Annotated in this window: 9 protein-coding genes and 1 tRNA gene; 7 read left to right on the top strand and 3 right to left on the bottom strand. The window is 56.2% G+C overall.

All coding sequences use genetic code 11. From position 1 onward, the window contains the following. The first annotated feature begins 18 nt into the window (after window positions 1-18). Both VAE57_RS17780 and VAE57_RS17775 read left to right on the top strand, forming a co-directional pair. The gene (locus VAE57_RS17780) at window positions 19-1515 is read left to right on the top strand and encodes an acyl-CoA synthetase (protein ID WP_416208476.1); all 1497 of its coding nucleotides are present in this window, start codon (window positions 19-21) and stop codon (window positions 1513-1515) included. A gap of 5 nt (window positions 1516-1520) precedes the next feature. Then, on the top strand, window positions 1521-3167 hold the full coding sequence (locus VAE57_RS17775; protein ID WP_322823168.1) for a S1 RNA-binding domain-containing protein: 1647 nt from the start codon (window positions 1521-1523) through the stop codon (window positions 3165-3167). A gap of 16 nt (window positions 3168-3183) precedes the next feature. Here VAE57_RS17775 and VAE57_RS17770 read toward each other — a convergent pair. Next, window positions 3184-3267 (bottom strand) — tRNA-Leu (locus VAE57_RS17770). Between the two features lie 149 nt (window positions 3268-3416). Here VAE57_RS17770 and VAE57_RS17765 point away from each other — a divergent pair. The 5 genes from VAE57_RS17765 to VAE57_RS17745 are packed head-to-tail and all read left to right on the top strand — an operon-like array spanning window position 3417 to window position 10860. Further along, a complete protein-coding gene (locus tag VAE57_RS17765; protein WP_322823167.1) occupies window positions 3417-5909 on the top strand; it encodes a mannose-1-phosphate guanyltransferase in 2493 nt (830 codons plus the stop codon). A gap of 45 nt (window positions 5910-5954) precedes the next feature. Beyond that, entirely contained in the window at window positions 5955-6719 is a 765-nt protein-coding gene (locus tag VAE57_RS17760; protein WP_322823166.1) for a lamin tail domain-containing protein, read from the top strand. 57 nt (window positions 6720-6776) lie between these two features. Then, a complete protein-coding gene (locus VAE57_RS17755) occupies window positions 6777-9398 on the top strand; it encodes a protein kinase domain-containing protein (protein WP_322823165.1) in 2622 nt (873 codons plus the stop codon). A 15-nt stretch (window positions 9399-9413) separates the two neighbouring features. After that, window positions 9414-10064 (top strand): nucleoside monophosphate kinase, encoded by a 651-nt coding sequence (locus VAE57_RS17750; RefSeq protein WP_322823164.1) that lies wholly within the window; start codon window positions 9414-9416, stop codon window positions 10062-10064. 37 nt (window positions 10065-10101) lie between these two features. Further along, a complete protein-coding gene (locus VAE57_RS17745) occupies window positions 10102-10860 on the top strand; it encodes a 3-hydroxybutyrate dehydrogenase (RefSeq protein WP_322823163.1) in 759 nt (252 codons plus the stop codon). A gap of 32 nt (window positions 10861-10892) precedes the next feature. Here the strand turns inward: VAE57_RS17745 and VAE57_RS17740 are convergent, their stop codons facing one another. Further along, window positions 10893-11828, bottom strand: coding sequence for a bifunctional riboflavin kinase/FAD synthetase (locus tag VAE57_RS17740; protein ID WP_322823162.1), 936 nt, complete (start codon window positions 11826-11828; stop codon window positions 10893-10895). Window positions 11829-11846: 18 nt separating this feature from the next. Next, window positions 11847-14747 (bottom strand): DNA mismatch repair protein MutS, encoded by a 2901-nt coding sequence (mutS, locus tag VAE57_RS17735; protein ID WP_322823161.1) that lies wholly within the window; start codon window positions 14745-14747, stop codon window positions 11847-11849. Between the last annotated feature and the right edge of the window lie 342 nt (window positions 14748-15089).

Genomic DNA, 15089 nt, shown 5'->3' with positions numbered 1-15089 from the left:
GATACTGTGGAGTTACCCATGTCGTTATCACCGATTGTCGCTACCCTACTTCAACACGCTGAAACAACACCACATCGGCCATGTATCGTTTTCGACCAACATCTCATCACCTATGTCGATCTGGCTCAGGCAGTGGCCGGCTGGGCAAGTCGCTTTCACAGTCTGGGTATTAATCGAGGTGATCGAATTGCCCTCGCGCTACCCAACACCCCGGCGTTCATCGCTGCTTATTTCGGTGCCCAACTGGTCGGTGCAGCAGTCGTCCTGATAAATCCACAGTATCGCCACACCGAATTGAGTCATCTGCTATCCGACTCAGAGCCGGCAATTGTTGTGGTCACGACCGAGAATGAAGCCTTCATCACGGCAGCAATGCCAGAATCGCGACCACATCTGCTCAAACCATTGGCAGAGCTATGCGGTGCGCCACCTGCCGACCCTGGGCTGTTTACACCACCCGCCGCTGATGAAATGGCACTCATCGCCTATACATCAGGCACAACCGGTCGAGCCAAAGGCGCGGTCCATACGCACGCCAGCCTTGCCGCAAACTGCGCTGCGATTAGCACGGCCTGGCGCTGGACTGAACATGACCGCTTGCTCTTGATGCTGCCGCTCTTTCATGTCCACGGCCTGGGTGTTGGCGTTCACGGCACTATTCGGAACGGTGCCAGTCTGGAACTGCATAGCCGTTTCGATGCTGAGGTTGCGCTCCAACGTATGCACGATCCGGCAATCACCCTTTTCTTTGGCGTACCCACGATGTATATCCGGTTGATCGAAGCTGTCCGCCACCAGAGAGTGCCGGCACATCGCCTACGCCTCTTTGTTTCTGGATCAGCCCCACTCAGTCCGCAGACGTTTGCCGATTTTGCCAGTCTTTTCGGCCAACCGATTCTCGAACGTTACGGCATGACCGAAACCGGCATGAACCTGACCAATCCTTACGCTGGCGAGCGGCGGCCCGGCAGTGTTGGCATGCCCTTCCCTGGGCAGGAAGCGCGCATTGTTGACCGGACAACAGGTCAGCCACTCCCAACCGGCCAGATCGGTGAGATTCAGGTGCGTGGGCCACATCTCTTTCGCGGCTACTGGCGAAATCCCGCAGCAACCGCAGCCGCTTTCACGGCTGATGGCTGGTTTTGTACCGGCGATCTCGGCTTTGTCGATGACGATGGCTATTTCCACATCACCGGACGCAGTCGCGACCTGATTATCAGCGGTGGCTACAACATCTATCCCCGTGAGGTTGAGGAGGTGCTTGCCCAACACCCGGCAGTGGCTGAATGTGCAGTGTACGGCGAAGCCGATCCTGACCTGGGTGAAATACCGGTGGCAGCGGTTGTGACCAATGGCCAGGCAGTTACAGCGGCTGACCTTATTGAGTTCTGTCGAATGCATCTGGCTGCGTACAAACGGCCACGACGCATTCACTTCGTCACGTCGTTACCGCGGAACGCGCTCGGCAAAGTACAACGACACCTGCTGGCGGACGCGGTATCTAACCACAGGTAACTGTTATGGCAGACCTGGATGACTACGAAGGCGATCCCTCCCGTGACCGGCTCAGCGCGCTACTCACCGATCAGCTCGAAGAACTGGCACGGGCCATCCATTCGCCCGATCAACTGGCCCGTGCCCGTGCAGCCAGTCGCCTGGTCACGCTCGATGTTGATCCAGAGCTGGCCTTACCAGCCCTTCATCATCGGCGGGCAATGGTACGCGAAGTAGCAGCCGAAGCAATCGGCTACAGCAGCAAGCAACTTTCACCAACCGTGATTGACGCACTGCTGTCGGCAATCGATGATCCCAAGCCATTTGTGGCCGCCGCAGCGATCAGAACGCTAGGCCGACGGCAGGTAGCGCTGGCCCATGCCCAAATCACTGCCTGCCTCGACGATTCCGAACCACCGATTGTTGCTGCGGCAATCACAGCGCTGGCGCACCTTGGCGATCACACGCTAACGGTCACCTTGCCTGACTTTCTCAACAGTCAGCATCTGATCATCCGTATTGCTGCCGCCGAAGCTGCCGGCATACTCCGGTCAGTTAATGCTGTTCCCGATCTCCTTCGCCTGCTCGAAGATTGCATCGACGCCTGGCACGAGCGCCAGCAGCATATTCCCAGCCGTGCGGCCAGTGTGGCTATGCAGGCGCTGGCCCGTCTTCAGGCACGTGCCGCAATTCCGCTGTTGGTTGAGATTGCGTGCTATGTTGTCGGCCTGCGGACACTGGCAGTACGTACTCTGATCCAGTTACAGGCCATTGAGGCAGCACCGGCCCTGCTCCCGTTACTCAACGAGAAAGGCCGTCATCTCCTCAATGAAGTGATTCGCTTCTTCCACGTGACCGGCTATCGGGCGGCGGCACCAGAACTACGGGCGTTTCTGGAGCGGGCGGTTGTTCGTCACCGCCCTCTGATCAAGAAGGTTTTAAACATCCTGGTCGAATGGCAGGATAGAGAGGCGCTCCCGATCATCATCAACCTTGCCACCAACGACCAGAGTGCCGAGATACGGGCATACGCGGCGCAGTGTGCCGCGTTGCTTCAGACACAATCCGCCTCACCAGTATCGTCATTCAACAACGGCATTGTCCCAGAAACGGTGCTCTCTGAGACGTACAACGAACGTATCCGCCAACGCCGACAACGACTCACCGGCCTGACTATTGGCCAGATTGTCAATGGCACCGTTTTACGTGTTCTCCGCTACGGGGCAGTGATTGAACTGGGTGGCATTGAGGGTTTCGTCCACGTTGGTGAAATCGATTGGCGCTGGATCGGTGATGTGCGCCATGCGTTACACCCAGGCCAGGAGATACAGGCCGTCATTACCGGCATCGATGAACAGCGCCTCCGCGCCAATCTCAGCATCCGCCGCGTCCACCCCGATCCATGGCTGGCGGTCGCACAGCAATTGAGTGCAGGTATGCAGGTACAGGGGATAGTAGCCGGCATCACCGATTTCGGCATCTTCATCGAACTGCTACCCGGTGTCCAGGGCCTCGCTCACATCAGCCAGATTCCGCCTGATCAACAGCCGCTGAAGCAAGCCTTCAGCCTGGGAAGGAGGGTACAAACAACCATCTTGAGTATTGACCACAAACGACGACGGATCGCCCTCAGCCTGTACACAAAGCTACAACAAAAAACCGTGCAGCGTTAATGCTGCACGATAAGAATGGTGGGGACGATGGGAGTTGAACCCACACGCCTTGCGGCACATGATCCTAAGTCATGCGCGTCTGCCATTCCGCCACGTCCCCGCTGGCGAGTATAGCACGAGAGGCGGTTTTCGGCAAGAGGTTGCCGGTCAGCTTTGGAGCATGATATACTAAAGATGTTTGTGCGGAAGCAGTTCCCCGCTACGAAGCGCAATTATCGTCGCGGTATCATATAGTTTGCAGGAGCCGCCATGAAAGCCGTTGTGATGGCCGGCGGCGAGGGCACTCGCCTGCGACCACTTACGATTAATCGCCCCAAGCCAATGGTGTCGCTGGTCGATAGACCGGTGATGCAGCATATCATTGAATTACTCAAGCTCCACGGGATTACCGATATTATCATTACAGTGCAGTATCTGGCGAATGTTATCCAGGACTATTACGGTGATGGTAGCGCGTATGGCGTCAATATCACCTATTCGCTGGAAGAAGTACCGCTCGGTACTGCCGGTAGTGTTAAAAATGCCGAACATTTATTGACTGAACCATTTCTGGTTATCTCTGGTGATGCACTTACCGATTTTAATCTCTCGCAAATTATTGAATATCACCTTGCCTCTGGCGCTACGGCCACCGTCACGTTGACACGTGTTTCTAATCCGCTCGATTACGGCGTTATCATCACCGATGAACAGGGACGTATTCGGCAGTTACTCGAAAAACCGAGCTGGGGAGAAGTCTTTTCCGATACGGTCAACACCGGTATCTATGTCTTCAATCCCGATATCTTCAGCTACATCGAACGCGGCAAAGTAACTGACTGGTCGAAAGATGTCTTTCCGCGCATGCTCCACCGTGGTGATCGGCTCCAGGGCTACATCGCAAACGGGTATTGGACAGATGTCGGCACTATTGAGGAGTATATGCGGGCTTGCGGTGATTACCTGTCGGGCAAGGTAAATCTGCCGCGCGTCGGGCACAATATCGGTGGCGACATCTGGGTTGACCGTGATGCCGAAATTGCTCCCGATGCCCAATTACACGGGCCAATCTACCTCGGCCATGGCGCCAAGATCAAGGGTGGCGTGATCATTCACGGGCCATCCGTCATTCGCGATTACACCATTGTTGATAGTCGAGCCAACATCGACCGCTCGATCATCTGGCGCAATTCGTACATCGGTGAACGGGCGGAATTACGCGGAGCGATTGTGCTCCGCCAGTGTAACATCCGTTCACGCGCCATGATCTTCGAGGGCGCCGTTATCGGTGACGGCGTACAAATTGGCGCGGGCGCCGTTGTCCAACCCAACGTCAAAATCTGGCCCTCGAAAGAGATTGACGAAGGCGCGACAGTTACCTCTAGCATTATCTGGGGTAGCCAAGGACGACGCGTCCTCTTTGGGCGCTACGGCATTACCGGCCTGGTCAACATCGAAATTACTCCAGAAATGTGCGCCCGCCTCGGTGCAGCCTACGGCGCTACCTTGCCGCGTGGCGCCACTGTAACCATCAATCGCGATGCGCACTTCACACCACGGATGCTGAAACGAGCGATTATTGCCAGCCTGCCTTCGGCTGGGGTGAATGTCTGCGATTTGCGCAATGTGCCGATCCCGATTGCCCGCTACTACACCCACGCCAGTGGCGCCGCCGGTGGCGTCCACGTGCGCATTTCACCGTTCGACAATCGGGTCGCCGAGATTAAGTTTTTCAATCATCTGGGGCTGGATATTAACAGTGCAACTGAACGCAAAATCGAGAGCACCTTTTTTCGGGAAGATTACCGGCGAGCCTATCTTGATGAAATTGGGCGTATCTTCTACGGTGAAGATGTGGAAGAGACCTACCGGGCCGCATTTATGCGAGCGCTGGGCCAGAATGCCGCATTCGGGAAAGGATTTCCCATCGTTATCGATTATGCCAATACCAGTACCAGCACCGTCATGGCCGAGATTTTACGGCGCATGCAGGCTGATGCGGTTGAGCTGAATGTCTATCTCGACGAGCGGATGGTCTTTCAGACGAGTGCTGATTTTGAAGCGGCGATGAATCGGCTAACCAAGATTACGCCGGTCGTGGGAGCACAATTTGGCGTGAGGTTCGATCCTGGTGGCGAGAAGATTTTTCTGATTGATGATCAAGGTCGACGGCTCCATCCCCTGCGCGCACTGGCAGCAATTACCGCGCTGGCAATGCAGGCAAACGGTGGGGGAGTAGTTGCCGTCCCGGTAACAGCACCACGTGCTTTTGAACAGATCGCTGCTCGTTACGGCGGCAGCATCATTCGCACTCGTGCTAATCTGGGTGCCTTGATGAATCTGGCGGCTGAACGTCCCGATCTCCTTTTGCTAGGTGATGGTACCGGTAATTATATCTTCCCCCATTTCTATCCCGTTGCCGATGGTATGTTCGCTATTGCGCGTCTGATGGAGCTGCTTTCGCTTAACCAGACGACCCTGAGTGAAGTACTGGCCGATCTGCCACCGTACTACCTCTGGCAAACCCGCGTCCCGTGTCGCTGGGAGAGCAAAGGCAAGGTGATGCGCATTCTCAACCAGCAATACCACGAGCGCCACGGCGAGCAGATTGACGGCATCAAGATTGAACTGGGAGAGGAATGGGTGCTTATCCTGCCTGACCCGGATGGGCCATTCTTCCACGTCATTGCCGAAGGAGTTAGCGAAGACCACGCCCGTATCCTGACCGACAAATATGCCGGTTTGGTGACCAGTTTGCAGTAGTGCTGTTCGTGTGATACCGCGGCCTGATGTACAGAGGAGGGTGCGATGACTAACCGCACACACCACGACGATCCGCTTTACAACGCGATTGCAGAGACAACGGTTCAAGTCGGTCGATTTGGTTTTGCGCTGCTCCGCTTGCCACTCAGTCTGTTACCGAACCAAAGCCACACACATATCGAGCGTGCTCTGTACGAGTTGAGTCGCGGGTTTGCCAGTCTACCCGGTGATTTTGCCCGCATCGTCGAGCCTGAGATCAAACGTTGGGCTGATGAAACACCACTACCCTCAACCAGAAAACCGCAGCCCGCAACCGAACAACATCTGACCGTGACCATCACGCCTGAACCGGTTTCAGCACTGGGTGCATCCACACCTGCATCCGACAATGAACCAATTGAAGAAGACGTTGCCGAGCTACTGACCGATGAAGTCGCCGAGTCGATTGTTGACATCGAGCGCCTGGTTGCTGAACCGCCGAACGTGAGTATTACGTATATAGAGTACGATCCGCCGGGAAGTGATCTGGAAGGTGAATTTGTGGTGATTACCAACGCCTCTCACGAACCGGTTGATCTCACCGGTTGGACGCTGGTGGACGAAGGGAACAAACACACCTACACCTTCCCGACTTTTACCCTTGCCAGTGGCGCAGAGGTGAAGTTGTGGACAAAGAGCGGGACAGATGATGCCACCAATCTGTATTGGGGAGCACGTCGCCCGATCTGGAACAATACAGGCGATAGTGCGATATTACGCGATGCGAATGGTAACCTGGTTAGTCGTTATACCTATGCAGCCGGTGCGTAACAATTCGCTTCGATAATGGTGAACGCGCCTCTGCCAGGTTGAGTGAGAGTGGGGGTTATGAGCGAATTATCTCTGGTAGGTCAAACCATAGGTCGGTTCGAAATCCTCTCTGAATTGGGACGCGGCGGGATGGCGGTGGTATACAAGGCCCGACAGACCGACCTGGATCGGTTTGTGGCACTGAAGATTTTACCGCCGGGTTTAACCAATGATGAGAGCTATATCGCTCGCTTCCGGCAAGAGGCGCGTAGCGCAGCCCGTCTGGAACATCCGCACATCATGCCGATTTATGAAGTCGGTGAAGTGGCGGGCTATCACTATATCGCGATGAAATACATTCAGGGACGGACCCTGAAGCAGTTGCTGCAACAAGAAGGTGCCTTGCCGGTGGTGCGAGCAGCCCAAATTCTCGCCCAAGTCGGCGAAGCCCTCGATTATGCCCATCGCCAGGGGATTATTCACCGCGACATTAAGCCCTCTAACGTTATGATCACCGATGAGGGGTGGGTCTACCTGACTGACTTCGGTTTAGCACGGGGTACGGGAGCCAATAGTAGCGGTCTCACCATGGCCGGGACAGTTATGGGCACACCCGAATATATGTCTCCCGAACAGGCCCAGGGGCTGCCCAATGTTGGCCCGCCAACCGATATTTATGCGCTGGGAGTCATGCTCTATGAGCTGCTCACCGGGGCATTTCCATTCAAAGCGAAAACGCCGATGGCGATGCTGGCTGCACGGCTTGTCCACGCTCCTATTCCGCCTCGCGACGTGCGTGGCGATTTGCCGCCCGCAGTCGAGGATGTGATCATGCGTGCGTTAGCCCGTAAGCCGGAAGCACGTTTTGCTTCAGCGGCGGAAATGGTCGCAGCTCTGCGCCAGGCCGTCGGTCTGAGCGAGCGTGAACTGAGCCGCCCGCTCACCCCGCAGCGCGGAATGCCGGCTGTTTCCAATGCAGGTTATCAGACACCCCCACCGGCCTACGGCCCACCCACACCGGCGTCGCAACCGCCAGCCTACGGCCCATCCACACCGGCATCGCAGCCACCAGCGTATGCACCGACAACACCGGTAACGCCACCACCAGTCTACGTACAAACACCTGCCGCACCGGCAACCCATCCGTACAGTGCCAGCCCGCCGGCACCAACCCCACATCCGTTCAACGTGCCGGCGACATCGGCGCCAACCGGTGGCAAGCGAACACCGATTGGCTTGATTATTGGCCTGATCGTTGGTGTTGTGCTCATCGGTGGTGGCCTGACCACCTTCTTCCTGTTGCGTCCAACGACACCACCTGTCGCTACCAACTCTGCCGAAACGCATATCAGTGAAGGAGATGCGGCATTGGCGCGGTCGCAGGGGTTAGACGATGCAATCACGGCTTATCAGGCTGCGGTAGATGCCGATGCTGCCAATCCGATGGCGCATAGCCGACTGGCATGGGCGTATCTTGCAAAGGGCGACTGGGAAGAGGCACTTGCTGCCGCAAAACCGTTGGCTACCATCAACGATGGTGCAGCACAGGCTATCGGTGAAGGGATTACCGGTTATATCTACTTCCAGCTCGGTGATGTCGTGCAGGCACGCGAGGCAAGTGAACGTGCTATTGACGCCGACCCATCTTCGGCTATCGGCTACGCCTTACGTGCGGCAGTGCTGGCAACCAACGCTGCCGATAGCCAGAACGATAACCTGATGAGCGAAGCGTTCACAGCCATCAGCGACGCCGAAGAACGCCTGGCGACAGCCGATCCTTTAACAAAAGCCTTTACCCAGGTCTTGTTGGGATGGGCGTTTGGGCAGGATTACACGCTTCGTCAGGACGCCAATGTGCTTGACCAGGCGATTACCAGCCTCGAACAGGCCATCGATGCCTACTCTGCCCTGGCCGTCTTCCACTACGAACTGGCAACAATTTACCTCTCGGCGGCCCGTGATTTCGATAGTGCCAGGAATGAGTTCAATGCGGCATTGGCCCTCGATCCCAATTTCAGTCCGGCTCAGGTCGGGCTGGGCTGGATCGCCTACTTCAACAGCCAGGCAGATGAGGCCGAAAAGGCGTTCAATCAGGCGCTGGACTTGAACGAAAATGAAAGTTTTGCGCTGCTTGGGCTGGGGCGATTGGCGTTCGATAAAAACGATATGCAGCAGGCCATCGACTATTTTAAGCAAGTTATTGAAGAAAATCCCTACTCCGCTGTGGCCCATGCATTTCTGGGTGAAGCCAGCCTCTTCGCGGGTTATGATGCAACCGATGATACCATCAAGCAAGAATTGTATCAGCAGGCCGAGGTAGCTTATCGTGCTGCTATCGCCCGCGACGATTATTTTGGGTTTGCATATCATGGTCTCGGCTGGATTTTGCAATACCAGGATCGCCACGCCGAGTCGATTGACGCGTTTGAGAAGGCACTGCAACTCGACAATAAAAACCCAGAAATTTTCAATGGTTTGGGGTGGAGCCTCTTCCTGAGTGATCGCTACACAGAAGCTGAGTCGATGTTCAAACGCGCTATCGAACTAGATTCATCGTACACAAGTGCCTACTTCGGGTTGGGCCGCGCCTACGAAGAGCAGGGACGATGGGACGAAGCGCTAGCGACCTTTCAGACCCTGAAACAGATGAATCCCAATTACCCTGGTATTGATGATGCTATTGACCGTGTTTCAGGCTAATTGAGAAATACTATCGTGACAGGACAAACAATTCTCTTGATAGGACCGCCCGGTGCCGGCAAGACCACCATTGCCGGCCAACTGGCGCAAGCGACCGAGATGGCGGTGATCGCCACCGGTCAGCAACTGCGTGCTGAGATTCGCGCTCAGAGTGCGCTCGGTCGGCGTATTGAGCCATTGCTCGAACAGGGTCAACTGGCACCGGATAGCGTCATGGCAGAATTGATGCGGAACTGGTTGCAGCGTATCCCTATCGACCAAGACTGCCTTCTCGACGGGTACCCGCGTAGTGTCGCACAGGCGCAGGTGCTGGAGACAATTCTGGCCGATCTGGGACGACAAGTCGATGCAGTGATCGTGCTGACCCTGGACGAGGCAACCATTGTTCATCGACTAAGCGGTCGCCGGATTTGTCGGCGAGATGACGGCCAGGACATAACCGTCCACATCGATGATACCGCAAAAATTGCCCAATGCCTGGCTCAAGGAAGCACGCTGGTACAGCGCGAAGATGATCATCCTGACGTGATTCGCAAACGTCTACGCCTTTACGAACAAGAGACTGCACCTGTGCTGAATTACTACACCGGTCGCGTGCCTGTTCATTATGTCAATGCCGATCAGCCACCGACAGCCATTGTTACCCTGATTCGCGACATCATCTAAATGTATCGCTTTGTCATAACCAAAGGAGGTTACAACGATGGGTGATAAGGTTGCACTCATCACCGGCGCCGCCAGTGGCATCGGCCTGGCCTGCGCCGAGCGATTCGCTACCGACGGGTATCGTGTTGTCCTGGTTGATCTACCGGGTGCCGCTGGCGAAGCAGCCGCCGAACGTCTGGGTGGCATTTTTGTCGGCGTTGATTTAGCCACGCAGGCCGGGTGTCGGCAAGCGGTTGATGCTGCACTCAATACGTATGGTCGGGTTGACGTGCTGATCAACAATGCCGGCTTTCAACACATCGACGCTATCGAAGATTTCCCTGAAGAGCGCTGGGAGACAATGATTGCCGTGATGTTAACGGCACCGTTTCGGCTCACCAAGTACGTCTGGCCGGGGATGAAAGCCAACCGGTGGGGACGGATTGTCAATATTGGCTCGGTACACAGCCTGCGTGCGTCACCATTCAAAAGTGCCTATATCTCGGCCAAACATGGTCTGCTTGGCTTGACACGAACTGCCGCACTTGAGGGTGGCCCTTATGGAATTACCGTCAACCTGATTGCACCGGCATATGTCAGAACACCGCTGGTCGAGAAACAGATTGCCGATCAATCGCGCACACGGGGCATTCCCGAAGATCAGGTGATCGAGAAAATCATGCTTGAACCGGCAGCCATCAAGCGTCTGATCGAACCGGCAGAAGTGGCCGGACTGGCGGCATTTCTCTGCTCAGATGCGGCAGGAGCGATAACCGGCTCCGTGTACGAAATGGCGCTGGGGTGGACAGCACGTTAGCGCCTGATCGCGGGCAGGCTTGATCCTGCCCGCTACAAAGTCGTCTCCAGCCCCAGAATCGCCCGCGCTTCGGCGACATCTCTGGTAATTTGTGACACTAGATCATCGACACTGTTGAACTTCCGTTCACTCCGCAGCCGAATCAATAATTCAAGACGCAGTGGCTGATCGTACAGATCACCCTGCCAGTCCAGCAGATGAGCTTCGACCACCCGTTGCGTCCCGGCAAATGTGGGACGCACCCCAATATTCGTCACTGCCGGCACCATCGTCGAGTCTGGCAGATACGCACGACAGGCATAGACCCCATCGGCCGGCAATACCACATCACCACTCACCTGCACATTCGCGGTAGGAAAACCGATCTGGCGACCACGACCATCACCGCGGGTGACAACACCGCGGAGCGCGAACGGACGACCAAGCAAGGCACCGGCGCCGGCCACATTACCGGCCAGCACCAACTCACGAATACGCGACGAGCTAACCGGGATGCCGGCCACCGTATACTTACTCACGGCCCCCACTGCGAACCCCAACTCACGACCAATCTCCATCAGGCGCGGAATATCGCCTTCGCGTCCCCGCCCCATCGCAAAGTCCTCACCGACCCAAATCTCGCGCACCGGCATAGCTGCCACAATTCGCGCCATATACTCAGCAGCAGTCAAATTGCGAATAGCGGGTGTGAACGGTGCAATAACCAGTACATCCGGTTCGAGACGACGAATCTGCTCAATCTTCTCGTCCAGATCACTCAACAACTGCAACGGCTGATCGGGCTGCAACACGGCACGCGGGTGCGGTTCCCATGTCAACACTGCACTTAACATATCAAGGGCACGTGCCCGTTCAACCGTCGTCCGAATCAACTGCTGATGACCCGGATGCACACCATCAAAACGGCCAATCGTCAACACCGTCGCCCGGTTGGCCAGGCCGGGAGTAAGGTCACGGGCGATCTGCACAGATGTCTTGCTCCATTTCTATCCCTGCCCGGCCAACCGCTGAAGTTCGGCCAGCCGGTTTAACGCTTCAAGTGGCGTCAGCTCCTCGATGCGGAGCCGACGTAAATACTCTACCACCGGATGCGGTGCCAGATCAAAAAACGATAATTGCATCCCCTGAGCGGTTTCCTGCGCCGGTACAACGACCGGTGCCGGTGAGGTAGGAGGTTGTGCAGGTGAGGATGCCGGGCGCTGACCCTCAAGATCGGCCAGCAAGGCACTGGCCCGCCGAATCACCTCTGGCGGAATACCGGCCAGCTCGGCGACGTGGATCCCGTACGAGCGATCAGCGCCACCGGGTCGCAATTCATGCAAAAAGACCACCCGACCATCACGCTCCACTGCCGCCATATGATAATTACGGACACGGGGCAACTCATGTTCGAGCGCAATCAACTCGTGGTAATGGGTCGCGAACAGCGTCCGACAGCCCAACCGCGGGTGATCGTGAATATACTCCACGACGGCACGGGCAATCGCCATCCCATCGTAAGTACTGGTACCACGGCCAACCTCATCGAGAATGATCAACGAGCGCGGTGTACTCTGCATCAGCAGCGCTGCCGTCTCGGTCATCTCGACCATAAACGTACTCTGGCCGGTCGCAATATCATCTTGAGCACCAATCCGAGTAAAAATGCGATCAACCAGGCCAATCTCAGCCTCATCAGCCGGTACAAACGAACCAATTTGCGCCATCAGGGTAATCAACGCCACCTGGCGCAAAAACGTACTCTTACCGGCCATATTCGGCCCGGTAATAATCAAAATCTGCGCCTGCTCGCCATCGAGATCAACATCATTCCCGATAAACGGCTCACTGAGTGTACGTTCCACCACCGGATGACGCCCCTGTTTAATCCGCAACACCCGATCAGTACGCAATCGTGGTTGCACATAACGACCGCGTACAGCAACCTCGGCCAGCGCAGCCAGCGCATCAATACGCGCAACCGCCGCAATCGTAGTGCGCAAGCGATCAAGATGCGGTTGCAACTCATCACAGAGCCGCTGAAAAATATCACGCTCAAGATCGACCAGCTTCAGACGGGCATCACTCAACAGCCCTTCATAGTACTTCAACTCTTCGGTGACATAGCGCTCGGCGTTGACCAGCGTCTGCTTACGTTCGTAATGGGCCGGGATCAACTTCGCATCAACGGCACGCGAAATCTCGATATAGTAACCAAACACCTGGTTATAGCCCACTTTGAGCGAACGGATACCGGTGCGCTCGCGCTCCTTACTCTCCAGGCGATCAATAAACTCCTGAGCGTGGCGACTGGCCCGAATCAATGCATCGAGACGTGGATCAAAACTGGGGCGAATCACCCGCCGTGGCCGTTCGCCTCCCTCTTCGGCTGCCCGCAAATAATTCGACGAACCGAGCAACGCCGGCGGATCATCATCAAGCGCCCGCTCGAGCAGATCAAGCACATCGGCGCAGACATCAAACACCAGCGGCGGCTCACCGGGCATCTCAGCCGCAAGCAGATCGGGCAACAGCGCCTGCACCGCCTGCGCAACAGCGAGCAACTTCCGCAACGCCGCCCGCAACTGCGTCATATCACGCGGCGTAGCGACCGTAATACCCTGCGCAATCCGATTGAGTGCCCGTTCCATATCGGGCAAATCGGCAAGCGCCGAACGTACCTCCAGACGGGCCATCGTCTCAGCCACCAGACGAGCGACAGCGTGTTGACGCACCTGAAGCGGTTCGATCACAATCAACGGCTGCGTAATCCAACGGCGCAACAGACGTGCCCCCATCGCAGTACAGGTACGATCGAGCACCGCAATCAACGACGCCTTCGCTCCCTGGCGACCACCGCTCTCAAGTAATTCCAGATTACGGCGGGTCTGTGGATCGAGCAACATATACGCGCCGGTATGATACACCCGCAAAGTGCGCAACTGACTCACGCGCTGGCGCTGAGTGACCTGAGCGTACTGCAACAACGCGCCGGCTGCGCGGGTGGCAAGTGGACGCCCATCCAGACCGCACACCGCCAGCGACGGCAGCGCCAAATGCTCACACAACACCTCAGTCGTCGTTGCCAACTCCCAACGCCAAAGCGGCCACTCCGTCACATACCCCTGCGTCCAACTCGCTGCACTCGCACCTTCCAGACGGCGGGCCACCCGCTCGTGGGGCAACAGCGCCTCACGCTCCTCCTTCGTCAGGGGTGCCAAATCCTGACTAAGGCGGGCCTGCACCGGCTCCAGATTAGGCAAACGCAGCGACTCATCATCAGGCACCAACACCTCGGCCGGTGACAGCCGGGCCAGCTCAGCCTGCAACTGCATCAACGCCCGGGCATCGGTAAACTCTGCCGCAGCGAACTCACCGGTAGAAAGATCAGCATAAGCCAGACCGATTTTACGCTGGTCAACAATCACCGCAGCGAGATAATTATTGGTACGGTCGGGCAACATTGCCGGATCGATCACCGTACCCGGCGTAATCACCCGCACAATCGCCCGCTGCACCATCTTCCCACTACTCTCAACCGGCGTCAGCCCGGCAGCATAGACCGAGCGCGGTCGCGTATCATTGCGCATCGCCTCCGTCTCACTCAACTGCTCAGCGATAGCGACCCGATAGCCGCGAGCGATCAACTCAGAAACATAGCGATCCACAGCGTGATAAGGCATCCCGGCCATAGGCGCATACAGCTTCTGCTGATCCTTCGGCAAACGCTTATCGACCGCATACTCCTTGCGCGTCAGCGTTATATCAAGTAATTCAGCAATCAACTTCGCATCATCATCAAACGTTTCATAAAAATCACCAAACCGAAAGAGAAGGATCGCATCAGCGGCCTCCTCCTTCAGCTTACGATACTGTCGATACCAGGCGTGCAATTCAACAGTAGCCATGGGAATTATCGCAAAACACCTTCAGCAAACGCGGAACGATCATGCTCGCGTAATGATAGCACATTCTGGTAGGGGAGTGGTTTCGGAGTGCTCCTGAGTAGGGAATGGGGAATAGGAAATTAGGGAATAGAGAATGTAGAGAATAGGGAATAGGGAATAGGGAATAATAGCGGTTTCAGTGCTTTACCGGAAGCTCACATTGTTGAAAACTCGTTCGCGCCCTCCCTTCCTACGTTTCAGTGCTCTACCGTGAGCCGAAATTGTTGAAATCCTGAAGGCGTTTTTACAACAGAAGCTCGTCGATTTAGTTTCAGTGCTCTACCGTGAGCCGAAATTGTTGAA

The sequence above is a fragment of the Chloroflexus sp. genome (assembly GCF_034434295.1).
Taxonomy (GTDB): Bacteria; Chloroflexota; Chloroflexia; order Chloroflexales; family Chloroflexaceae; genus Chloroflexus.
The sequence above is the reverse complement of the archived record's forward strand: the minus strand, read 5'-3'. Positions and strand labels throughout refer to the sequence as shown.

Coding starts and splice junctions, on each gene's coding strand:
- VAE57_RS17760 (WP_322823166.1), top strand. CDS start 5,955: ATGACTAACCGCACACACCACGACGATCCGCTTTACAACGCGATTGCA.
- VAE57_RS17755 (WP_322823165.1), top strand. CDS start 6,777: ATGAGCGAATTATCTCTGGTAGGTCAAACCATAGGTCGGTTCGAAATC.
- VAE57_RS17775 (WP_322823168.1), top strand. CDS start 1,521: ATGGCAGACCTGGATGACTACGAAGGCGATCCCTCCCGTGACCGGCTC.
- VAE57_RS17745 (WP_322823163.1), top strand. CDS start 10,102: ATGGGTGATAAGGTTGCACTCATCACCGGCGCCGCCAGTGGCATCGGC.
- mutS (WP_322823161.1), bottom strand. CDS start 14,747: ATGGCTACTGTTGAATTGCACGCCTGGTATCGACAGTATCGTAAGCTG.
- VAE57_RS17765 (WP_322823167.1), top strand. CDS start 3,417: ATGAAAGCCGTTGTGATGGCCGGCGGCGAGGGCACTCGCCTGCGACCA.
- VAE57_RS17780 (WP_416208476.1), top strand. CDS start 19: ATGTCGTTATCACCGATTGTCGCTACCCTACTTCAACACGCTGAAACA.